This window comes from Arthrobacter sp. CMU6, assembly GCF_059090205.1.
The window spans coordinates 184,932-207,006 of record NZ_JBNHFL010000004.1; the positions used below are offsets into that span (position 1 = coordinate 184,932).

Sequence of the window (22,075 nt, forward strand, 5' to 3'; positions counted from 1 at the left end):
AACGTTGTAGTTCACCAGAGTACTTGGTACGTCTGCCGATGGGCAGGGCGCGGGCCATGTTGCCGGGAGCGGCAGCTCAGTTTCCCGCGTACGGAGAAACCACGACGTCGACCCGCTGGAACTCCTTGAGGTCCGAATAGCCGGTGGTTGCCATGGAGCGGCGGAGCGCGCCGATCAGGTTGGAGGTCCCGTTCGTGTGGTGGCCCGGCCCGAAGAGCACCTCTTCGAGCGGACCGACAGTTCCGATGTTGACCCTGTCGCCGCGGGGCAGTTCCAGGTGGTGGGCTTCCTGGCCCCAGTGCCAACCCTTGCCGGGGGCTTCCTCTGCCCGGGCGAGGGCGGTGCCGAGCATGACGGCGTCGGCCCCCATGGCGATGGCCTTGACGATGTCACCCGAGGTGCCCATGCCGCCGTCGGCAATGACGTGGACGTAGCGTCCGCCGGACTCATCCATGTAGTCGCGGCGGGCGGCGGCGACGTCGGAGATCGCAGAGGCCATCGGCGAGTGGATGCCCAGGGCGCGGCGCGTGGTGGTGGTGGCACCGCCGCCGAAACCGACCAGGACGCCGGCCGCGCCGGTGCGCATGAGGTGCAGGGCGGGCGTGTAGCCGGCGGCGCCGCCCACGATGACGGGGACGTCAAGTTCGTAGATGAACTGCTTGAGGTTCAGCGGTTCATGGTCCTTCGAGACGTGCTCGGCGGACACCGTGGTTCCGCGGATCACGAAGATGTCGACGCCGGCTGCCACCACGGTCTTGTAGTGCTCCTGCGTGCGCTGCGGGGTCAGCGAGCCGGCGACGGTGACTCCGGCCGCGCGGATTTCGGCCAGCCGGGACGTGATCAGTTCCGGCTGGATGGGCGCCTTGTAGAGCTCCTGCATCCTGCGCGTGACGGCCGGGCTGTTGGTTTCGTCGGCAAGCCCGCCGATCTCGTCCAGTACGGACTGCGGATCCTCGTACCGGGTCCAGAGCCCCTCGAGGTCCAGGACGCCCAGGCCGCCGAGCTTGCCGAGCGTGATGGCCGTCGCCGGGGACATGGCGGAGTCCATGGGTGCCGCGATGACCGGCATGTCGAACTTGTAGGCATCGATCTGCCACGAGACGGAGACGTCCTTGGGGTCGCGGGTGCGACGGTTGGGGACGATCGCAATGTCATCCAGGGAGTAGGCACGACGCCCACGCTTGCCACGGCCAATCTCAATCTCGTAAGTCACTGCTCTAGGTTATCCCAGCTACAGTGGCCGGATGGGCAGACGGTGGGTCTTCGACGGCCATATCGCAGGGATCGGAACCGCGTCCGGCCTGCGCACGGTGGTGGGGCTCTGGCAGGAGTCGCCCTTCGGTCCGTTCGCGGACGTGATGGTCCAGCTGCCGACGGGTCGGCGGATACTGCTGGCTCCGGCGGCGGAGGTGGCTGGCTTCATTGCCGCCACGTACAGCTTCGAGGAGGTCCGCGTCGTGGACGTTGATGCCGTCCGGGCCGGGCAGTTATTGACGGTCGACGCCGGACCCCTGGTGATCCGGGCAGGCATCGGCAGCCGGGCCCTCCTTGGCTCGCTGCTGCGTGCGGTGCCCCGCCCGGTTGCCGTCCACACCCGCTGGCTGACCGCAGTCAGCCCGTTCGTGGCTGCAGCCAGCCCCGGAACCCGGACCTTCGGCACGGCGGGGAACGGCAGGCTGGAGTATTACGGGGTGACCGACCTGCATCACGTCAGCTCCGCCGTCGTCAGCTGGGAAGGCGAGAACGCCGGGACACTGTCTCCCATCGCCCCTCCGGTGACGTTCGGGTTCAGCAGCGTGCCGCCGCGGCCCAGCCTTGCCCGCGTCCGGACCACCGTGGTGGAAAGCCGCAGGGCTGGGGACAACTCCGTGGAAAAGCGGGGTGGCTCATGACAAACAGCACGCAGCGCTATGCCGGGTGGCTTGAGCGGCTTTAAGCGTTGCTCCGCTGACCGTTAGATCCCGCCGGCCTCCTCGACGCTGAGCTGGGATTCGAACATCCGGAAGTAGCGGCCGCGGAGTGCCACCAGTTCCCGGTGCGTGCCCTGCTCCACGATCCGGCCGTCCTCCAGCATGTACACGATGTCCGCCTTCTCGATCGTGGCGAGCCGGTGGCTGATGGCGATGATGGTGCTGCTGCGCTCGGCGAACAGGCGGGTGAAGATGCGGTGCTCTGCCAGCGCGTCGATGGCGGAGGTGGGCTCGTCCATGACCATGAAGGCCGCATTCCGGTAAAAGTTCCGTGCCATGGCCAGCCGCTGCCACTGCCCGCCGCTCAGGCCGCTTCCCTTTCGGCCGCGCGGATCCTCCATCCAGTTGCTGACGTGGTTGTCCAGGCCGTTGGGCAGCTTGTTGATGAAGTCCAGGGCCTCGGCGTCGGCGGCCGCCCGGCGGATCCGTTCGTCGTCGCGGGGGGAGTCGACGTCGCCGAAGAGGATGTTTTCGGCTGCGGTGGCGAACTCGTACTTCAGGAACTCCTGGCTTAGCACCGCCAGGTGGCGGTGCCAGGAGGTGACATCGACGGCGGCGAGGTCCACGCCGTCGAGCATTACCTGCCCGGAGTCCGGGCGGTAGAGCCCCGCCAGGATCCTGATCAGCGTGGACTTGCCAGCGCCGTTCTCCCCCACGATGGCGATGTGCTGGCCTTCGCGGATGGTCATGCTGATGCCGCGGATCACCTCGATGTCACTGCCGGTATAGGTGAAGCGGATGTCCCGCAGCTCAACGGTCTTGGGGACCTCCAGCAGCGGCGGTGCATGGCTGGAATGCACGGGGAGCGCCATGAACAGCTCGTAGTCCTTGAGGTTGGCGAGGTCCTCGTCGATGGAACTGAGCGAGGACACCAGATTGTTCGCAGTGGACAGCGCCCTGCTGACGATCTGCTGGACGTAGAGGAACTGCCCCACCGGCTGGGCCCGGGCGATGATCTGGCCCACCACCCAGATGAGCGAGACGACCTCCGCGGCGTACTGCAGGGCGTCAGCCGCCAGCTGCTTGGGGATGTACCGCTTCTGGAAGTCCAGCCGGCGCTTCTCGTCCGCGTCCCGGAGCCGGGAGCGCAGTCCCATCAGGTACCCGACGATCCCGTACAGGCGCATCTCAGCGATGTGCTGCGGGCGGAGCAGGTTGGTCTCGATCATCCGCCGCTGCCGACGCGAGTCCACCTGCGTGTTCCAGTGCGCGATCTGCTCGCGGGACAGTTTGAACTGCAGGTAGACGCTGGGAACAATTGCGACGAGCACGATCGCGGCGATCCACCAGCTCACCAGCAGCAGTGCACCGACGGCCAGGATCACCGACACGAGCTGCGTGAAGATGGCCGCGATCCGGTCCAGGACCCTGGCATAGGAGTCGGAGAACCGCTTGGCGCGGTCGTAAAGATCTACCGTTTCCTTGTCGTCGTACCGCCAGAAATCCAGCGCAAGGAACCGCTCGTACATCAGGTCGCCCACAATGGCCCCCACCCTGAAGCTCATGAGCTGCTGGATGTAGCGGTCCACGCTGCTGAACGCACCCCAGAACAGGCCCAGCGCGGCGGTGATGATGACGTAGACGATGGCCTGTTGCCCGGCGGCGGCGTCCCCGCTGTAGGCGGCCGCCAGCGCAGTTGTGGTCAGGCCGGCGAAATAGGTGGTGACAAGGGGCAACACCGCCGAGATCAGCGAACCCGCCACCTTCATCAGCACGGCACCCGGCGAAGCGCGGAAACTGACCCGGAGCACCTGGGCCACGGCACGGGCGTACGGCTTCAGTGCCAGCCGCCGCTGAGGCTCACTTTTTGGGTTCAGTTCAGCGGGATGACGTGGTTGGGACATGGCATCAGCCTAGCCCCGTCCCGTGCCTAGTATTTTTTGCCGTACTCGTACTCCGGGAAGTCGAAGCAGGCACTGAAGCTGTCAATCTGCAGGCTCTCAGGCCCATCCCAGATGCCGACGATCAGGTGCGTACCGTCGTCGTGTAGCAGGTTCACGATACGCGCGCCGTCCTTGTCCGTGCTGTCGCTGGCGTTCCACCCGTCCTGGCCTGACACACTGTCCCGGACCTCGTCGAGGAATTTGTTGCGGTCCAGCCCAGGCTGCAGCTCAACCTGACCCGTGCCTGTCCACTTCTTTCGGTCGCCCCCGCAGGACATAAGGCTGGAGGCGTCACTTTCGAAGACGGAAATAACCAGATCCTGTGGCACTCGCCCGACGATCTGATGCTGGAGGTCAAGTACTTTTGTTTTTGCTTCTTCCAGCGTGATGTTCGGCATCTGCTTGGTTGCTCCTGCTGCTCCACATGATGAAAGGCCAACGGCCAGGCTTATGGTGACGGCGGCCTGCAGCCACACCGCTCCGCGTTTTCGTGTGCCCCTCACCGATGAATTTCCTTTCGAATGTCCCTTAGTACCAAATCGTTTTCCGTTCCGGCGGTTGCGATAAGGCTGTGGTTTTCCATGCTGACAGCGTCACCCCAATCCATCCCGCCGGGAGGCGCGTATACATACTTTTCGAACGCTTGTTCCTTCATGGGGTAGTTGGCACCCACCGCACCAGCGAGTTCCGCGGTCCACAGGAGGTCGGGGTAAGTGTGCGTGAAGTATTTCGTGTGGGGATTCGGGGTCCAGCCGGGCGGAATGGCGGCGCCGGACAAAGCGATGACCTTGTCATAGCGAGCTCCCGCTACTTCGGAGCCGGTGAGGTTGCGCGCTCCCCAGCTGTGGCCAATGCCGACCGTCTGTGCACCGGCTGGCTTCTCGACGTCAACGGCAGCCTGAAATTCCTTCAACACCGGCGCCGTGGCCGCCACGAAATAGTCCTCTTTGGCCTCCACGAGGAAGGCCTCAGGGCCGCCATCGGGGAACTCTGTGCCTTTGTAAACAAAGGCTGCGGTGCTTTTGGTGGCATCGTTGTCGACCAGATATTGAGCCATCTCCTGTGCCCCCCTGCCGTAGAACGACGCCTCGTTGGTCAGCGTGCCGGGCACGTAAGTGATCACCGTTGACGTCTGTTCGTCGAAGTTTCCGATGAGTTCCACGATGGAATTGGCTGCGGGATCATAAGCCGCGAGCTGCACCTCGCCCTCGACGGCCTTGCGGAGGTACTCCAGCCCCGACTGGCGGACCTCCCATGCCTTGTGTTCGGCGGCGTAGCGCTCGGGATAGCCGGAAATAGCCATCATCCATGGATTGAACGCGGGTTCGGGGTCGTGGTTGTTCAGCCAGTCGATCCGGCGCTGGGCGTTGGCACGGTTCGCCTCGGTCCGCACAGAGAACGGTATGCCGTTAGTGTTGCCCGCTACTGCAGGGTAGTTCTGGATGAAGGCCCTCTGCTGGGAAGCCGTCAGGCCTAGCCACCAGGTCCGGACCTGGCCGGCAGATTTGCCCCGAACGTCACCCGGACCGGGCACCGAGGCTTGCACTCCTGCAAGCACGCCGCGCGCAATAGACCCACCGCTTCCCGAACTTGCTGTCTCCTGTTCGTTCGCGTGCCGCACCAGCTCGTCGGCAGCCCGTTTGAGGAATAGCACTGCCGCTCCCATGGACCGGCTGTGATGAGTGTCCCAGTCCTGACGGAATCGGTCTCCATCCGGCCCCGGCCAGGATGTTCCGGCTACGCGGGCACTGAATGCCCGTCGTTCGCCGTCCAGCTTCTGGCCCGTGGCTCGCATCTTGGAGGCGAGTTGCCGCAGCTCCGCCACGTTAGCCCCGTGGAATCCCCCAGCCAATTCGTCTCCCAAAACTCGGCACCAATTTATCCATCGATTGTACTTTAGGACAGCAAAAAGCCGGGATGGGCAGAACTGCCCATCCCGGCCTTCGTGCTTCTAGCGCGAGCCGTAGTTCGGCGCCTCGACGGTCATCTGGATGTCGTGCGGGTGCGATTCCTTCAGGCCGGCCGGGGTGATGCGGACGAACTTGCCGCGGGCCTTCAGCTCGGGGATGCTCGGGGAACCCACGTAGAACATGGTCTGGCGGAGGCCGCCCACCAGCTGGTACGCCACCGACGCCAGCGGGCCGCGGTAGGCCACGCGGCCTTCGATGCCTTCGGGGATGAGCTTGTCATCTCCGGAGACGTCCGCCTGGAAGTAGCGGTCCTTCGAGTAGGACGTGTTCTTGCCGCGCGACTGCATGGCACCGAGGGAGCCCATGCCGCGGTAGCTCTTGAACTGCTTGCCATTGACGAAGATGAGCTCACCCGGCGACTCGTCACAGCCGGCCAGCAGGGAGCCGAGCATCACGGTGTCAGCACCGGCCACCAGCGCCTTGCCGATGTCGCCCGAGTACTGGAGTCCGCCGTCGGCGATCAGCGGAACGCCGGCCGGAATGGCAGCCTTCGCCGATTCGTAGATGGCGGTGATCTGCGGAACGCCCACGCCTGCCACGACGCGGGTGGTGCAGATGGAGCCCGGGCCGACGCCCACCTTGATGCCGTCGGCACCGGCGTCGATCAGCGCCTGGGCGCCTTCGCGGGTGGCAGCCTGGCCGCCGATGATGTCCACGTGAGCGGCAACGGGGTCTGACTTGAGCCGGCGGATCATGTCCAGCACACCCTGCGAGTGTCCGTTCGCGGTGTCCACGAAGAGGGCGTCAACTCCGGCGTCCACGAGCTTCATGGCCCGCTCCCAGCCGTCGCCGAAGAAGCCGATGGCGGCACCGACACGCAGCCGGCCCTCGTCGTCCTTGGTGGCCAGCGGGTACTGCTCGGCCTTGGTGAAGTCCTTGGTGGTGATGAGGCCCTTCAGGCGGCCCTGCTCGTCCACCAGCGGGAGCTTCTCGATCTTGTTCGTGGCCAGCTTGTGCGAGGCCTCGTCGCGGCTGATGCCGACGTGGCCGGTGACGAGCGGCATCTTGGTCATGACGTCGCTGACCAGACGGATCGGGAAGTCGGATTCCGGCACGAAGCGGGTGTCGCGGTTGGTGACGATGCCGAGGAGGCGGTTGCCGTCGTCGACCACGGGAAGGCCGGAGACGCGGTACCGGGCGCAGAGCTCGTCGAGTTCCTGCAGCGTGGCCTCGGGGCCGATGGTGAGCGGGTTGGTGATCATGCCCGACTCGCTGCGCTTGACGCGGTCCACCTGGTCGGCCTGGTCATCGATCGCGAGGTTGCGGTGGACGACGCCGAGGCCGCCCTGGCGTGCCATGGCGATGGCCATCCGGGATTCGGTGACGGTGTCCATGGCCGCGGACAGCAGCGGCGTCTGGACGGTGATGCGCTTGGAGATCCGGGACGACGTGTCCGCTTCGGAGGGGATCACGTCGGTGTGGCCGGGAAGCAGCAGGACGTCGTCGTACGTCAGGCCGATGAAGCCGAAGGGATCGTGCTCGGGCTGGGTCATGAGTGCGCCTCTTACCTTGGTTTACAGGTTCACGGGTAGGGGTTGCAGCCGATGACCAGCCCGTCATTACGGGACTGGCCTGTGCAGGGTTGGCCGGGGCCAGAAGGTGATGCTGGAGGAATGAATTAATAGTAGAACCTCGGCGCCGATCCCCATATTCCGGGCCGGCATTGTGAGCAACGGCACGCGACACCCTCGCGGGCGTGGGCTCCGCAAAGGCCCAGCTACTTCCAGCCGGTGCTGGCCAGGAGCCGCTTTTCGAACATCGGAATCATGGACTGGACGTACGTCTTGGTGAGGTGGTTGTCGTCCTTGTAGACGTAAACGTTGCCCACCACGGCCGGGCAGATCCCGCCGGCGCAGATGAAGTCACTCATATCCATCAGGTGCAGGCCGTCCACCTTTCCCCGGTAGGCGTCCAGCGGCGACTTCGCGGCCAGCGATTCACCCAGCGGCGGGTTGCACTCCAGGGCGTCGGTGCCGTACTTCTGCACGCATTCGGGCATGTTGAGGGCGAAGCGGGGGTTGTCCCGGACCCCCACCACGTCGATCCCGGCGTCGGTGAACGGCTTGATGCCCTCCAGATAGCCGGGCACTTCGGTTTCGAACGGGGCTTCCTTGTGCGTAAGGGATGCCACGGTGAACACTGCGTCCGGCTGGTGCTCCATGACGTACGCGGCGCTGGCCCTGTTGAAGGCGTTGCAGTCGGCGTCGCGCTCCGGGGATTCGGCGCCGAACCGGCAGTTCCCCTTCAGGAGGGTGACCACCTCCCAGCCGTGGTCCCTGGCGATGGGGCCGAGCGCGGCCATGTACTGCTGCGCATGGGAGTCACCGAGCACGACGATCCGCTTGGTGACCTTGTCCGGCTTGCTGTTCTGCAGGCAGCCGCTCAGCACCGGGTCGCTGGGGACGTTGTCGCCGGTGCACAGCCCGTCGATGTCCGCCCATTCGTTTTTCATGGCCGCGGGGGCCGGGATAACGGTGGCTTCCGGCGTCGGCTTGCCGGCGTTTTCCGGTGCCAGCGCGGCGGCGCCCGGAGTCAGCTCGCGCGGCTGCGCCGCCGCTGCCGCCTCCTCGGCGTTCAGCTTGGACTGCCACACCGCAACCGGCCCGGCCAGCAGGGCGCCGCAGGCAACAATAACGACGGCGGTGCGCCAGGCCCGCAGTTGCGGCCAGTGCCATTCGCGCAGGGGCTTCTCGACGAAGCGGGTGGTCAGCACGGCCAGGACCACGGAACCAGCCACGATGAGGAGGCCCTGGACCAGGTTGGGCGCCGCGATGCCGGCGCCCGCCAGTGCCAGCACCAGGACCGGCCAGTGCCAGAGGTACAGGGCATAGGAGTTGTCCCCCAGTGCCACGAGGGGTTTGGAGCACAGGATCCGGTCCACGCCGAACCGGCTGCCGCTTTGCCCGGCGACGATGATGGCGGCCGCGGCCAGGGTGGGCCACAGCGCTATGAAGCCGGGGAAGGACCGGTCCACGGTGAGGAGCAGTCCGCAGGAGATCATGGCGGCGAGCCCGGCCCAGCCCAGCACCACGCGCAGCGCCTTCCCGGGTTTCAGGTAGGGCAGGGCCAGGGCCAGCAGCGATCCCAGCGCGAACTCCCAGAGCCTGGTCCGTGTGTCGAAGTAGGCATAGGCCTGGTTGCTGGCCGTCTGGTCGATCGAGAACACCAGGGAAGCGATGAAGATGCCGCTGAAGGCAACCATCAGGACAGTCCGGTAGCTGACTTCCCCGCGGCGCCGCAGCAGCCGCCACACCAGGGCGGAGCCGGCGAAGATGAGGGGCCAAAGAATGAAGACCTGGCCCTGGATGGACAGCGACCAGAAGTGCTGAAGCGGGCTGGCCCCGGAGTGGTCCTGCGCGTAGTAGTCCACCGCGCTGTTGGCCAGCAGCCAGTTCTGCCCGTAGAGCAGGGATGCCCACGCCTCGTTGAGGACGTCGGGCCAGCGGCTCTGCGGCAGGACCAGCCAGGTTCCGGCGAGCACGCCCAGGATCACGACGACGGCGGCAGGCAGCAGGCGCTTGAAGAGGTGCAGCCAGTGGCTCACGAGGCGCAGCGGCGTGCCCTTCTCCACCTTGCGGACGAAGGACATGGTCAGCAGGAAGGCGGAGATGAGGAGGAAGATGTCCACGCCGCCGGAAACCCGGCCAAGCCAGACGTGGTACGTGACCACCATGAGCACCGCGAGGGCGCGCAGGCCCTGGACCTCGGGCCGGTAGCCTGCCTTGGCCTTCAGCCGGGCAGCCCGCGGTTCATGGTTTTGCCCCGCTGCCGGCTCCCCGCCCGGCATGCTTTTCATCGGGTCAGTCGATCTCGCTTCTGGCACAGATAACCCCTCAAACGGCAGCACAAAGCACCCATGTTACCGATTCGTGACATTCGAGACGAATCAAACGCGCGGCGTGTGACCGGCGTCTCGGCTGGGAAGATGCTCCTTAAAGCGCCAAGGAGGCCCGGCCAGCGACAGCTGGACCGGACCTCCTTGTGAAACCGCGAGAGCGGGCTGCAGCCTAGTGGCTGTGGCCTGCGTGCTCGTTTTCCTCGGCGGGCTTGTCGGCCACGAGGGTCTCGGTGGTGAGCACCAATGCAGCGATGGAGGCTGCATTGCGCAGGGCGGCGCGGGTGACCTTGACGGGGTCGATGACGCCCGCCGCGATCAGGTCCTCGTACTCGCCGGACTTGGCGTTGAAGCCGTGGTTGTTGTCCTGCTCGGCAACCCGGGCGGCCACAACGTAGCCGTCGTGGCCGGCGTTCTGGGCGATCCAGCGCAGCGGCTGGACCAGTGCACGGCGGACGATGCCGACGGCAGCAGCCGCGTCACCTTCGAGTGCCGTGACAGCGGGGTCCTCGTCCAGTGCCTTCAGTGCGTGGATCAGGGCGGAACCGCCGCCGGCCACGATGCCTTCTTCGAGGGCGGCACGGGTGGAGGACACTGCATCTTCGATGCGGTGCTTCTTTTCCTTCAGCTCAACCTCGGTGGCTGCGCCGACCTTGATCACGCCGATGCCGCCGGCCAGCTTGGCCAGGCGTTCCTGCAGCTTTTCCCGGTCCCAGTCGGAGTCGGTCCGGGTCAGCTCGGCACGCAGCTGGGCAACACGTGCAGCGACGTCCTCGGCGGAACCAGCGCCGTCAACGATGGTGGTGTTGTCCTTGGTCACCGTGATGCGGCGGGCGGTACCCAGCACCTCGAGGCCCACGGAGTCCAGGCTCAGGCCCAGCTCGGGGGACACAACCTGGGCGCCGGTCAGCGTGGCGATGTCCTGCAGCATGGCCTTGCGGCGGTCGCCGAAGCCCGGAGCCTTGACGGCAACCACGTTCAGGGTGCCGCGGATGCGGTTGACGATCAGCGTGGACAGGGCCTCGCCGTCGACGTCCTCGGCGATGATGAACAGCGGCTTGGAGCTCTGCAGCGCCTTTTCCAGCAGCGGCAGGAATTCCTGCACCGAGGAGATCTTGCCCTGGTTGATCAGGATGAGGGCGTCCTCGAGGACGGCTTCCTGGCGCTCGGTGTCCGTGATGAAGTACGGGGACAGGTAGCCCTTGTCGAACTGCATGCCTTCGGTGAGGGCCAGTTCGGTCTGCGTGGTGGAGGACTCCTCGATGGTGATCACACCATCCTTGCCCACCTTGCCGAATGCCTCGGCGAGCAGCTCGCCCACCTCGTCGCTCTGGGCGGAGATGGCGGCAACGTTGGCCACCTGGGTGCCCTCGACGGGACGGGCGTTCTCCAGCAGGCGTGCTGCGATGGCCTCGACGGAGACCTCGATGCCGCGCTTGATCTGGCCCGGAGCGGCGCCGGCGGCAACGTTGCGCAGGCCTTCCTTGACCAGTGCCTGGGCAAGCACGGTAGCCGTGGTGGTGCCGTCACCGGCGACGTCGTTCGTCTTGGTGGCGACTTCCTTGGCCAGCTGGGCGCCAAGGTTCTCGTACGGGTCGTCCAGCTCGATTTCCCGGGCGATGGTGACGCCGTCGTTGGTGATGGTGGGGGCGCCCCACTTCTTGTCCAGCACGACGTTGCGGCCGCGGGGACCAAGCGTCACCTTAACCGTGTTGGCGAGCTTGTCGATGCCGGCTTCAAGCGACCGGCGGGCAGCGTCATTAAACGCAAGCTGCTTTGCCATGGTTTGTCCTTTCAAGACAGAACCCCGTGCAGCCGACCGGTCAGACACAAATCAGACGCGGAAGGCGGCACGGGGATCCAGAGAGTTACTTAACGACGATCGCCAGAACGTCGCGGGCGGAGAGCACGAGGTACTCGGTGCCGCCGGTCTTGACTTCAGTTCCGCCGTACTTGGAGTAGATGACGACGTCGCCAACGGCTACGTCGACCGGTACGCGGTTGCCGTCTTCGAAGCGGCCGGGGCCTACTGCAACAACTTCGCCTTCTTGCGGCTTCTCCTGCGCGGAGTCCGGGATGACCAGGCCGGAAGCCGTGGTCTGCTCGGCTTCGAGCGGGCGGACAACAATACGATCCTCAAGAGGCTTAATAGAGACCGACACTCGGACCTCTCCTTTTCGTCAAAATTCATGGACAGTAAAACTGTTGCGCCGTGGCGGCATACCGTCGTCGCGGTGCCGGCAGCAGCCAGGCTGGCAGCTCTTCGTGTGTTAGCACCCTCCTAGGGAGAGTGCTAATGATGACTCTATGTAAGGGGTTAGCACTCGGTCAAGGTGAGTGCCAGAAATTCATCTGCCGTAACCCGCGCAGACCCGTCGTTCAGCGCCCGGCGAGGTCGTCGAACCCCAGGTCCTCGCCGCCGTCGGCGTCTTTGTCTCCGGCCTTCCGCTGTTCGCGGACAAGCACGACGGCGGCCGCCGCCGCGGTCACGATCGACACGATGAGCACCACGATCCCGCCAACACGCGCGCCCAGGTACAGGTCCCGGATCTGCCGGGCTTCTTCGGTGGCGTCGCTGATGTTTTTGCCGCCCACCGAGTAGACGGTGGCATTGAAGGAGTCCAGCAGGAAGATAATCACCAGCAGGACCAAGCAGACGACGGCAGCCACGGCTCCGGCGATCAGTGCGGACCGTGCATACCGGACCAGGCGGCTATGCTCCGCCGGGCCGGGGTTGGTGCTTTCGGGCTGACCGGGGGTGGGCGTTTCGCTGGATTCCATTCAGACCACCCTATCGGGAAGAGCTTGGGCGGCCGCTCCACTAGGCTTGATCCCATGTCTGAAGCACCGCAGGACCAGATCGCCCCGCTCCTCACAGAAGAAGGATGGGAGCTGCTGGCCTCGCTCGGACCCTACCGGGAGGACGATTCCTTCGCCCTCAGCTCGAGCCTCCGCAAGTCCGGCCACTCCCCCGAACTCGTGTCCGCCGTGCTCACGCAGTCACGGCTCCGGACCAGGGCCGAGGCCAAGTTTGGCGAGTTTGCCCAGCAGATGCTGTTCACGCAGGCCGGCCTGGAGCAGGCCACCCGGCTCAACGTCGCGGCCCGGCACGCCCAGCGCTTTGCCCAGGCGGGCGTCCGCCACGTTGCCGATCTGGGCTGCGGCCTCGGCGCGGATGCCATGGCCCTGGCGTCGCTGGACATCGCCGTGACCGCCGTGGAGGTCGACGAGACCACGGCCGCCTGCGCCACGATCAACCTCATTCCCTTTCCGCACGCCACGGTGGTCCATTCGGATGCCACGTCGGTGGAGCTGGCGGACGGGGCGGGCGTCTGGCTGGATCCCGCCCGGCGCACCACCACCACATCCGGCACCAAGCGGATCTGGGACCCCGAGGCGTTCTCCCCGCCGCTGTCCTTCGTCGAATCGCTAGCCGCCGCGGGGCGCGCCGTCGGCGTCAAGATGGGGCCCGGCATGCCGCACGATTCCGTGCCTGCCGGCTGCGAGGCGCAGTGGGTCTCGGTGGGCGGCGACGTCACGGAAGTCGCGCTGTGGTTCAACGCCGTGGCCCGTCCCGGCATCCGGCGGGCGGCGCTGGTCATCGGCGCGGAGGGCGCCGCAGAACTTACCAGCGCGGAGGAGTTCGACGCCGGACCGGCGGCCCCCGTCGGCCCGGTGGAGGGTTTCCTCTACGAGCCGGACGGCGCCGTCATCCGTGCCGGGCTCGTGGCAGACCTGGCCCTGGACCTGGGCGGCCACCTCGTGGACGAGCACATCGCCTACATCTGCGCCCCGGAGCTTGTGGACACTCCGTTTGCCCGGGCTTACCGGGTCCTGGAAGTCATGCCGTACAACGTCAGGGCGCTCAAGGCCTGGGTCCGGGAGAACGGCGTCGGCGTGCTGGACATCAAGAAGCGCGGCACGTCGGTGACACCGGAGGAGCTGCGCAAGCAGCTGCTGCCCGGGAGCAAGGGCGGAGGCAAAGCCGGCGGCAAGGCCGCGGGCAAGAAGACAGCCACCCTGGTCCTCACCCGGATCGGGGAAGAGAGAGTGGCTGTCTCCGTGGAGCCCGTTTAGTTGCTGGGCGTGAATACTACTGCGCCCGGACGAACGCCTCGGCGTCCCGGACCTGCTCCTCGGTGGGCCGGATGCCGGTGTACAGCACAAACTGCTCCAGCGCCTGGATGGTGGCCACCTCGGCGCCGGTGATGACCTGTTTGCCGGCCTCCCGAGCCGCCTTGATGAGCGGCGTTTCCGCCGGCAGGGCCACTACATCGAAGACCACCTTGGCTGCCGCTATGGTCTTCGCGGGGAAGGACAGCGCGTCCGCCTCCGGTCCCCCGGCCATTCCCACGGGCGTGACATTGATGACCATGTCCGAAGTGGCCCCCGGGCCGGCGCCCAGCTCCGCCCGCCAGTCAAAGCCGTAGAGATCGGCGAGCGCCCGGCCGGCTGCTTCGTTCCGGGCGATGATGGTCACGTCCTTGAACCCAGCGTCGCGCAGGGCTGCAGCCGTGGCCTTGGCCATGCCGCCGGCGCCCTTAAGCAGCACCGATGACTCGGCCGGCACGGCGTTGCGCTGCAGCAGCTGCTCTATTGCCGTGTAGTCCGTGTTGTACGCCGTCAGCCGGCCGCCGTCATTGACGATGGTGTTGACGGAGTCGATGGCCTTGGCGGACGGGTCCATGGCGTCCACCAGGGCGATCACGTCCTCCTTGTAGGGCATGGAGACGGCGCAGCCCCGGATCCCCAGGCCGCGGACGCCCGCGATCGCCTGGGCCAGGTCCGTCGGAGCGAAGGCCTTGTAAATCCAGTTCAGGCCCAGCTGGTCGTACAGGTAGTTGTGGAAGCGGGTTCCGTTGTTGCTCGGCCGGGCCGAGAGGGAGATGCACAGGGTCATGTCTTTATTCAGTATCGGCACCCCTCCATTAAACGGCGGCACCACCTGTGTTACCTGCAGCCCGTTGCTATCTGCTGCCGGTGCCTATTTGCAGCCGGTGCCGGGGCGGTAGTGCCCGACGGCGGCCGGCAGCTTGCCGGGGGCGGTGGCCTTGCCGGCCAGGACGGCCAGCAGCGCCTTGTAGGCTCCGGGGCTGCGGCCATAGAGGGCGATCTTGGTGGGCGCGGCGGACTGCGCCAAGGGCCAGGGCGCGTCCAGGGCCACCGCAATGTCGCCCTGTGCGGGCCCGCCGCCATAGCCGATCAGTGTGACCAGCGGGCCTGTTCCCAAGGCGATCCCCGCATCCTTCGCCGCAGCGGCAAAACGGGCCTGGTCCGCTGCCGTGCCGCCTGCCACCCGCACGTGGCCGTACACGGAGGCGCCCGTGCACCGGCCGGCCACCACTGTGATGGCGCGGGCCGAAATTTTCGCGGAAAGTGCCTCGCCGCTCCCCGGCGCCGCCGGGGGCTTCGGCTGCGCGGTCCGTCCGCGCCAGAGCATCATGGTGACCACCCGCCGGGCCGCTTCCTCAAGGCGGGCCAGCGGAAGCTTGCCCTCGGTGACGGCCCGGACGAGGGCGGCATGCGCCGCGGCGGCGTCCGCCGGCATCAGCAGCAGGTCCGCCCCGGCAGCCAACGCGGCCGGGGCCGCTGACCCGTGGGGATAGGGGCCCGCCACAGCGCCCATGTTCAAACCGTCCGTGACAGCCACGCCCTTGAAGCCCAGCCCGCGGAGCGCCTTGTAGGTTGCCTTCGAGAGGGACGCGGGCACGCCCGGGTCAAGGGCCCGTACTGCGATGTGTCCGGTCATGATCATTGGCGCTCCCGCCCTGACCGCGGTCTGGAACGGCTGCCAGTCCCGGGCCTTGAGCTGCGCGAGGGTGGCGTTCTGGACGGGGAGGCCCTTGTGCGAATCGGTGGTCACCGAGCCGTGACCGGGAAAGTGCTTGACAGCGGGCAGCACGCCGCCGGCGAGCATGCCTTTGGCGAAGCCGGCGCTCAGCGATGCCGCGGCACGGGGGTCACTGGACATGGACCGCGCGCCGATGGTGGGATCGGCGGGGCCCATGGTGACGTCGGCCGCCGGCGCGAAGTCCACGGTGAAGCCCAGCGGCGCGAGTTCCGCCGCCAGCCCGGTCCCGGCCTCTGCGGCCAGTGGCACGCTGCCGGCCGCGCCGTAGCTCATGGGGGTGGGCCAGCGGGTCAGCGGGGCGCCGACGCGGCTCACCGCCCCGCCTTCCTGGTCGACCCCGATCAGGCCGGGCCAGGTGCGGCCGCCGGAACGCGACGCCTTGTCCAGCCGCCGCGTCACGCCGGACAGCGCCGGAACGTCCACCAGGCCGGTGGCAGTTCCGGGGACGTTGTCGGCCATGATCATGGAACCGGCAAGGTGGAGGCGTTCGACTGTGGCGGCTTGGGCTTCATGGTCAAGGCCGGTGTAAAAGGGCAGGATCACCTGGCCTGCTTTCTCTGCCAGGGTCATTTTTGCCACCGCAGCGGCGGCAGTGTCGGCATGGCGTTGCTGCGGGCCCCAGCCCAGCGCCGCAGTTTCCCTCGTTGCGGGCTTCGGCGCGGACGGGGCCGCGCTGTGCGTGCCTGTCTGCGGAGACGCGGCCTGTGGCACCTTGGGTGAGGCGGAAGCGGAAGCGGAAGCCGCGGGCGCCGTCGTCGTACTTTGTCCTGGTTCAGGTGACGGTGGCGCCGTGCACGACGCTATGGCGAACAGCGCCGCAAGCGCTGCCGCAGTCCGGGAGCCTGCAATGCCGGAGTGTTTTCTGGGGGTATCGGGGCGGCTCGTTTTGTGAACACTCTCACGCGCCCTGTGTAGCCAAGCCATCTCTTCGATGCTACCCCTGCACTAGACTTGGATGACCGTTCCCCTGCCAGCCGTTCGCCAGGAACGGACGGCAACCGGACCAGACGTCACTAGGCCAGCAGACAGCGAGGAACACATGAAGATTGATTTCGCTTCATCCAGGCAATCAACTCTTGGTGTGGAATGGGAACTCGCCCTGGTGGACGCGCAGACCGGTGAGCTGTCCTCAGTAGCCAACGAGGTCCTGCGCGGCGTGGTTGAACGGCATCCCGAGCTGAACGAGGATGACGAACACCCCCACATCAAGCAGGAGCTGCTACTTAACACCGTGGAGCTGGTCACCGGCATCTGCGAGACCGCCGCGGAAGCGAAGGAAGACCTCGCCCGCTCCCTGGCCGCCCTCCGCGAAGTCACGGACCCGATGGGCGTGGAAGTGTTCTGCGCCGGCAGCCACCCGTTCAGCCCGCCGCAGCTGCAGCCGGTCACGGACAAGGAACGCTACGCCAAGCTGATCGACCGCACCCAGTGGTGGGGCCGGCAGATGGTGATCTACGGGGTGCACGTCCACGTCGGCCTGGACCGGCGCGACAAAGTCCTCCCCGTGCTTGACGGCCTGGTCAACTACTTCCCGCATTTCCAGGCCCTGTCCGCGTCCAGCCCGTTCTGGGGCGGCGAGGACACCGGCTACGCCTCGCAGCGCGCCCTCATGTTCCAGCAGTTGCCCACGGCTGGACTGCCATTCCAGTTCGCCACGTGGGAAGAGTACGAGTCCTACGTCCAGGACATGTTTACCACCGGCGTGATCGACACCATCTCGGAGATCCGCTGGGACATCCGCCCGGTGCCGGCCCTGGGCACCATCGAGATGCGCATCTGCGACGGCCTCGCCACGCTCGAAGAAGTGGGGGCCGTGGCGGCGCTGACGCAGTGCCTGGTGCATGAGTTCTCCACCATCCTCGACGCCGGCGGCAGCATCCCCACCATGCCGCCGTGGCACGTACAGGAAAACAAGTGGCGGGCCGCCCGTTACGGCATGGACGCGATCATCATCCTCGACGCCGAGGGCAACGAGCAGCTCGTCACGGACCACCTGCTGGAGACGCTTAACCGGCTCGAACCGATCGCCGCGAAGCTGGGCTGCCTGGATGAGCTGGCCGACGTCGAAAAGATCATCAGCCGCGGCGCGGGATACCAGCGCCAGCGGCGGGTGGCTGCCGAAAGCGGCGGAAACCTCCAGGCCGTGGTCCTCGACCTCGTGAAGCAGATGCGGAACGGTCCCACCGCGTAAGGCGCCGACGCAACTAGGTGGCAGTTGAAGGCGTTCCCAGCGCCGAAAAGGCCCTGTTCTGCGACGCATTTGGCGCGGAAACCATGGTGACAGGCATGGACGAGTCAGGCGCAAAGTGTATGCCGCTGGGTTCGATGCCGGCCATGACCAGCTGCGCGCCGAGCGCGGCCACCATCGCGCCGTTGTCCGTGCACAGGTCCAGCGGCGGAACGTGCAGCGTGATCCCGGCGGCGGAGCAGCGCTGTTCGGTCAGCTGCCGAAGCCGCGAGTTGGCGGCCACTCCTCCGCCCAGCAGCACGTCCGTGATGCCACGCTCGCGGCAGGCCAGGACCGCCTTGGATGTGATGACATCAACCACGGCCTCCTGGAAGGCGGCCGCGATGTCCGCCACCGGCACCGGATCGCCGGCGGCTTCGAACTGCTCCACGCACCTGGCCACCGCGGTCTTCAGCCCGCTGAAGGACCAGTCGTACCGGTGGCGGCCGGGCTCCTCCGCGGTGCCCATGTATTTGGGCTGCGTCAGTCCGCGCGGGAACCGGATGGCCTTGGCGTTGCCGTCGCGCGCCAGCCGGTCAATGGCCGGGCCGCCGGGGTAGCCCAGGCCCAGGATCCTGGCGACCTTGTCGTAGGCCTCGCCCGCCGCGTCGTCGATGGTGGAACCGAGGAGCTCGACGTCGTCCGTGATGCTGCGGATCCGCAGGATCTCGGTGTGGCCGCCGGACACCAGGAGCGCCCCGAGGTTGTCCGGCAGTATTGGCTTGTCCGCGCCATCATCGACGGTGCCGCCGGTTCTGCTGCGGGGGTTCAGCAGGCCGACGCCCACGTGGGCCACCAGATGGTTGATGGCGTAGAGCGGCTTGCCGGTGGCGACGGCGAGTGCCTTTGCGGCGCACACGCCCACCATCAGCGCTCCGGCCAGCCCGGGTCCGGAGGTCACCGCAATGGCGTCGATCTCGTCCAGCGTCACGTCCGCCTCGGCCAGGGCCGCCTGCAGGGCAGGAACGAAGGCGTCCAGGTGGGCGCGCGAGGCGATTTCCGGGATGACGCCGCCAAATCGCACGTGCTCCTCCATGGACGAGGACACGGTATTGGTGAGGAGCTCGGTCCCGCGGACGATACCCACGCCCGTTTCGTCGCACGATGATTCAATGCCCAGTACCAGCGGCTGCGAGCGGTTCATTTCTGGTCTGCCTCCGTAGGCGCGGTCTCGCCGGCGCGGCCGGCTTCGTCAGTCTGCACGGGCCGCGGTTCGGCGTCATGCACGATGTCCTGGTGCACGATCTCATTGTGCAGGGTGAGCACGTCCTCGAGCTGAAGCCGCATGATCAGGGCGTCCACGCCGTCGCGGTAATACCTTTTCCGCACGTGGATCTGCTCGAAGCCGAAGCGGGTGTACAGCTGCTGGGCGCGCGGATTGTCGGCGCGGACCTCGAGCAGGATGTCGGCTGCGCCGCGGCGCCGGCCCTCGGCGATCAGGTCGGTGAGGAGTGCCGTGCCGATGCCTCTGCCCTCATATTCCGGGACGACCGCGATGGTCTGGACGTCGGCGATCGGTTCGACGCACATGAGTCCCGCATACCCAACGATGCCCTCCGGCGCCTCCGCCACGAGATATCTGCGGGTCTCCGGCTGCATCAGTTCGTCCATGAACATCTGCAGCGGCCAGGCGTCCACCGGGAACAGCCGCACTTCCAGCTCGTGGACCGCAGGGATGTCGGCGGGAAGCATGTCGCGGACGGTTACGCCCGAGGCCAGCTGGCGGGGCAGGACGGGCGCGTTGCCGGATGGTTCGGGCAGCAGGTTCACAGGGCACGCTTCCGGGGGCCGGGGACCTGGGCGTCGGATTCCCGCAGGTAGAGGGGCGTGGAGTCCAGGAGCTGCTCGCCCGCTGCCAGCCTCGCCAGTGCGAATTGCCCCAGGTACAGCGCGTCCGGCTGTTCGGTGCTGAAGTCCGGATCCGCCCGCACGTCGTCGGGATAGAGCCCTGCGCCCGCGCCGTAGGCCGGCAGGTCGGGAAGGTCCGCGGCGAAGCCCACGTGCGGCCCGTCCGTGAGCTTTGGCAGCTGGCCCGCGGCCAGGGTGTAGCGCGCCCAGTAGACCTCTTTGCGCCGGGCGTCGGTGGCCACGAGGAACTCTGCCGGCGCTTCGGTGGATTCGGCCACTTCGAGGGCGACGGCGTCAAGGCTCATCATGCCGTGCAGCGGCGTGTTCCAGACAAACGCCAGGGTGCGCGCCGTCGCGATGCCGGACCGGAGCCCGGTGAAGGGACCGGGACCGACGCCCACCACGATCGCGTCAACCGCGGCTCCGGTTACTCCGGCGTCTGCCAGCAGCTGCTCGATTCCGGGCGCAAGGACCTCGGCGTGGCTCCTCGTGTCCTCGGTGGAGAAGCTGCCCACCACGCCTTCCAGGGCGTCGTCGGACACCAGCGCGGCGCTGGCCACGGCTGAGGTGTCAATGGCGAGTATGAGCATCAGGAGATTCCTTCCGCGGCCAGGATGGGCTGTTCTGCCCAGCGCGGCCCGAAGCCGCGGATGATGATGGTGCGGGGTTCGTCGTCGTCCTCCGACTCGAAGTCCAGGAGGGGCGCGTCAGGATCACCGGTTCCCGTTGGATCCCCGGCGTGAAGGTGCACGGGGGCGGCGCCGCCCAGCTGGCGGTGCAGTTCCACCTCGAGCCGGCTCTCGGTCAGGTGCTCCACACGGTCCCGGCCCCACTCCACCACAGTCACGGCAGAGTCCAGCGTGTTCTCCAGGTCGATGTCGTCGATTTCCGACGCGGATCCCAGCCGGTAGGCGTCCACGTGCACCAGATCCGGTCCGCCCGGGCGCGGCCCGTCGGGGAGGTTGGGGTGGATGCGCACCAGTACGAAGGTCGGGGAAATGATGCCCTCGCGGACGCCCAGCCCCTCACCGAGGCCCTGCGTGAATGTTGTCTTTCCGGCGCCCAGTTCGCCCGTGAGCACCAGGAGGTCGCCCGCCTGGAGCACCTCCGCCAGGGCCGCGCCGAACGCGTGGGTCTGGTCCGCCGTCGTGACCGTCAGGGTCTGCACCCACAGCGGAGCGTTGCCGGTTTCGGGGAGGCTCACGGCGCCGGCGTTTCGGTTGCGGGTGATTCGTTGATGTAGGTGCGCGGCACGCGGGGGCTGATGCGGGTGACGATCTCGTAGTTGTTGGTGCCGGCGGCGCGGGCCCAGTCATCGGCCGTGGGGCCGCCGTCGGCGCCGTCTCCGAAGAGGACGGCCTCTGCCCCTAGGACGCTGTGCCCGCCGCGGGAAACGTCCAGGAGGCCGAGGTCGATGACCATCTGGTCCATCGCTATCCGTCCCACCACGGGGTAGGTGACGCCCTCCACGCGGACGGGACCGCCGGTGGCGATGCGGGGAACGCCGTCGGCGTAGCCGAGCGGAATGAGTCCCAGCGTGCTCTCGCCGGAGGTGTGGTAGTTGAAACCGTAGGAGACGCCCTGGCCGGAGTGCACGTCCTTGCAGTGGGATACGACCGTGCGCAGGGTCATCGCGGGGCGAAGGCCCAGTTCCGCGGAGGTCTGCCCCTCGAAGGGCGAGAGGCCGTAGATTCCCAGCCCCGCGCGGACCAGGTCGAAGTGAGTGTCGGGCCGGGACAGGGTGGCCGGGGTGTTGGCCAGGTGGCGGACTTCGGGGTCCACGCCGGCGTCCTCGGCGATGGCCAGGACCTCGCGGAAGGCTGCGAGCTGGTCATCGGTTTCCGGCCGCTCGGGCTCGTCGGCCACGGCGAGGTGGGAGAAGATGCCCACTACGCGGAGCAGCCCCTGGTCCTGGTACTCCACGGCTTCGCCCACCAGCCTGTCCCACACCTCGACTGTGGCGCCGTTGCGGCCCAGTCCGGTGTCGACCTTGAGGTGGACGCGCGCCGGCCGTTCCTGTTCCCGGGCGGCGGCCACGATCTGTTCCAGCTCCCAGCCGGAGCACCCGATGTCGACGCCGGCGGCCACCGCCGCGCCGAAGTTGCTTTCCGGGGTGTGCAGCCAGGCGAGCAGCGGCGCTTCGATGCCCGCCGCGCGCAGTGCCAGAGCTTCGGAGATGTGCGCGACGCCCAGCCAGCTTGCGCCTGCCTCAAGGGCCGCGCGGGCCACCGGCACGGCGCCGTGTCCGTAGGCGTCGGCCTTGACGACCGCCATGACCTTGGCCGGTTCAGCGGCCGCGGCCAGCCGTCGGACGTTGTGCCGGATGGCGTCGAGGTCGATCACCGCGGAACGCTCGTGGGCCGTTCGGGCGTAACCGTGCGGCGTCCCGGCCTGGCCCGTTACAGCCGGGCGGTCTCCTGTTGCTGCTGGATAAATCACTCTACTGATTCTAGTGCTGGCGGTTCAGGCCGAATAATTGCCGGGAAAACGG

The 22,075-nt window shown here is 67.2% G+C and carries 19 protein-coding genes; 3 read left to right on the forward strand and 16 right to left on the reverse strand.

The genetic code is table 11. The features are described from left to right. Positions 1-76 precede the first annotated feature (76 nt). On the reverse strand, positions 77-1,213 hold the full coding sequence (locus AC5RWD_RS04440) for a GuaB3 family IMP dehydrogenase-related protein (RefSeq protein ID WP_494018874.1): 1,137 nt from the start codon (positions 1,211-1,213) through the stop codon (positions 77-79). Between the two features lie 31 nt (positions 1,214-1,244). Between AC5RWD_RS04440 and AC5RWD_RS04445 the strand changes: the two genes are divergently transcribed. Next, positions 1,245-1,892 (forward strand): hypothetical protein, encoded by a 648-nt coding sequence (locus AC5RWD_RS04445; RefSeq protein ID WP_494018875.1) that lies wholly within the window; start codon positions 1,245-1,247, stop codon positions 1,890-1,892. A 62-nt stretch (positions 1,893-1,954) separates the two neighbouring features. On the opposite strand, the gene AC5RWD_RS04450 is transcribed toward AC5RWD_RS04445, so the two are convergent. From AC5RWD_RS04450 to AC5RWD_RS04485, 8 genes are all read right to left on the reverse strand, one after another. Then, positions 1,955-3,814: an ABC transporter ATP-binding protein gene (locus tag AC5RWD_RS04450; RefSeq protein ID WP_494018876.1), complete on the reverse strand. Its 1,860-nt coding sequence runs from the start codon at positions 3,812-3,814 to the stop codon at positions 1,955-1,957. A gap of 26 nt (positions 3,815-3,840) precedes the next feature. Further along, on the reverse strand, positions 3,841-4,356 hold the full coding sequence (locus AC5RWD_RS04455) for a hypothetical protein (protein WP_494018877.1): 516 nt from the start codon (positions 4,354-4,356) through the stop codon (positions 3,841-3,843). After that, complete coding sequence (locus AC5RWD_RS04460) at positions 4,353-5,519, reverse strand: hypothetical protein (protein ID WP_494018878.1); 1,167 nt, start codon at positions 5,517-5,519, stop codon at positions 4,353-4,355. The genes AC5RWD_RS04455 and AC5RWD_RS04460 overlap by 4 nt, the downstream gene beginning before the upstream one ends. A gap of 285 nt (positions 5,520-5,804) precedes the next feature. Next, the gene (gene guaB, locus AC5RWD_RS04465; RefSeq protein WP_494018879.1) at positions 5,805-7,316 is read right to left on the reverse strand and encodes an IMP dehydrogenase; all 1,512 of its coding nucleotides are present in this window, start codon (positions 7,314-7,316) and stop codon (positions 5,805-5,807) included. A gap of 224 nt (positions 7,317-7,540) precedes the next feature. Further along, entirely contained in the window at positions 7,541-9,610 is a 2,070-nt protein-coding gene (locus tag AC5RWD_RS04470) for an acyltransferase family protein (RefSeq protein ID WP_494018904.1), read from the reverse strand. A gap of 220 nt (positions 9,611-9,830) precedes the next feature. After that, a complete protein-coding gene (groL, locus tag AC5RWD_RS04475) occupies positions 9,831-11,441 on the reverse strand; it encodes a chaperonin GroEL (protein WP_494018880.1) in 1,611 nt (536 codons plus the stop codon). Between the two features lie 85 nt (positions 11,442-11,526). Next, positions 11,527-11,820 (reverse strand): co-chaperone GroES, encoded by a 294-nt coding sequence (gene groES / locus AC5RWD_RS04480; RefSeq protein WP_003805290.1) that lies wholly within the window; start codon positions 11,818-11,820, stop codon positions 11,527-11,529. 217 nt (positions 11,821-12,037) lie between these two features. Next, a complete protein-coding gene (locus AC5RWD_RS04485) occupies positions 12,038-12,439 on the reverse strand; it encodes a hypothetical protein (protein WP_494018881.1) in 402 nt (133 codons plus the stop codon). A gap of 54 nt (positions 12,440-12,493) precedes the next feature. Here AC5RWD_RS04485 and AC5RWD_RS04490 point away from each other — a divergent pair, with 54 nt between their 5' ends. Continuing rightward, the gene (locus tag AC5RWD_RS04490) at positions 12,494-13,735 is read left to right on the forward strand and encodes a THUMP-like domain-containing protein (protein WP_494018882.1); all 1,242 of its coding nucleotides are present in this window, start codon (positions 12,494-12,496) and stop codon (positions 13,733-13,735) included. A gap of 16 nt (positions 13,736-13,751) precedes the next feature. Here the strand turns inward: AC5RWD_RS04490 and AC5RWD_RS04495 are convergent, their stop codons facing one another. Then, on the reverse strand, positions 13,752-14,579 hold the full coding sequence (locus tag AC5RWD_RS04495) for a shikimate 5-dehydrogenase (protein WP_494018883.1): 828 nt from the start codon (positions 14,577-14,579) through the stop codon (positions 13,752-13,754). Positions 14,580-14,642: 63 nt separating this feature from the next. Next, positions 14,643-16,079, reverse strand: coding sequence for a glycoside hydrolase family 3 N-terminal domain-containing protein (locus AC5RWD_RS04500; protein ID WP_494018884.1), 1,437 nt, complete (start codon positions 16,077-16,079; stop codon positions 14,643-14,645). Between the two features lie 469 nt (positions 16,080-16,548). Between AC5RWD_RS04500 and AC5RWD_RS04505 the strand changes: the two genes are divergently transcribed. Beyond that, the gene (locus AC5RWD_RS04505; protein ID WP_494018885.1) at positions 16,549-17,700 is read left to right on the forward strand and encodes a glutamate--cysteine ligase; all 1,152 of its coding nucleotides are present in this window, start codon (positions 16,549-16,551) and stop codon (positions 17,698-17,700) included. Between the two features lie 13 nt (positions 17,701-17,713). On the opposite strand, the gene tsaD is transcribed toward AC5RWD_RS04505, so the two are convergent. From tsaD to alr, 5 genes are all read right to left on the reverse strand, one after another. Beyond that, complete coding sequence (gene tsaD, locus AC5RWD_RS04510; protein WP_494018886.1) at positions 17,714-18,880, reverse strand: tRNA (adenosine(37)-N6)-threonylcarbamoyltransferase complex transferase subunit TsaD; 1,167 nt, start codon at positions 18,878-18,880, stop codon at positions 17,714-17,716. Further along, entirely contained in the window at positions 18,877-19,428 is a 552-nt protein-coding gene (gene rimI / locus AC5RWD_RS04515; protein ID WP_494018905.1) for a ribosomal protein S18-alanine N-acetyltransferase, read from the reverse strand. The genes tsaD and rimI overlap by 4 nt, the downstream gene beginning before the upstream one ends. Positions 19,429-19,502: 74 nt before the next feature. Beyond that, on the reverse strand, positions 19,503-20,174 hold the full coding sequence (gene tsaB, locus AC5RWD_RS04520; protein WP_494018887.1) for a tRNA (adenosine(37)-N6)-threonylcarbamoyltransferase complex dimerization subunit type 1 TsaB: 672 nt from the start codon (positions 20,172-20,174) through the stop codon (positions 19,503-19,505). Further along, a complete protein-coding gene (tsaE, locus tag AC5RWD_RS04525; protein ID WP_494018888.1) occupies positions 20,174-20,788 on the reverse strand; it encodes a tRNA (adenosine(37)-N6)-threonylcarbamoyltransferase complex ATPase subunit type 1 TsaE in 615 nt (204 codons plus the stop codon). Before tsaE ends, tsaB begins: the two co-directional genes overlap by 1 nt. Further along, complete coding sequence (gene alr, locus AC5RWD_RS04530) at positions 20,785-22,023, reverse strand: alanine racemase (protein WP_494018889.1); 1,239 nt, start codon at positions 22,021-22,023, stop codon at positions 20,785-20,787. Before alr ends, tsaE begins: the two co-directional genes overlap by 4 nt. Positions 22,024-22,075 lie beyond the last annotated feature (52 nt).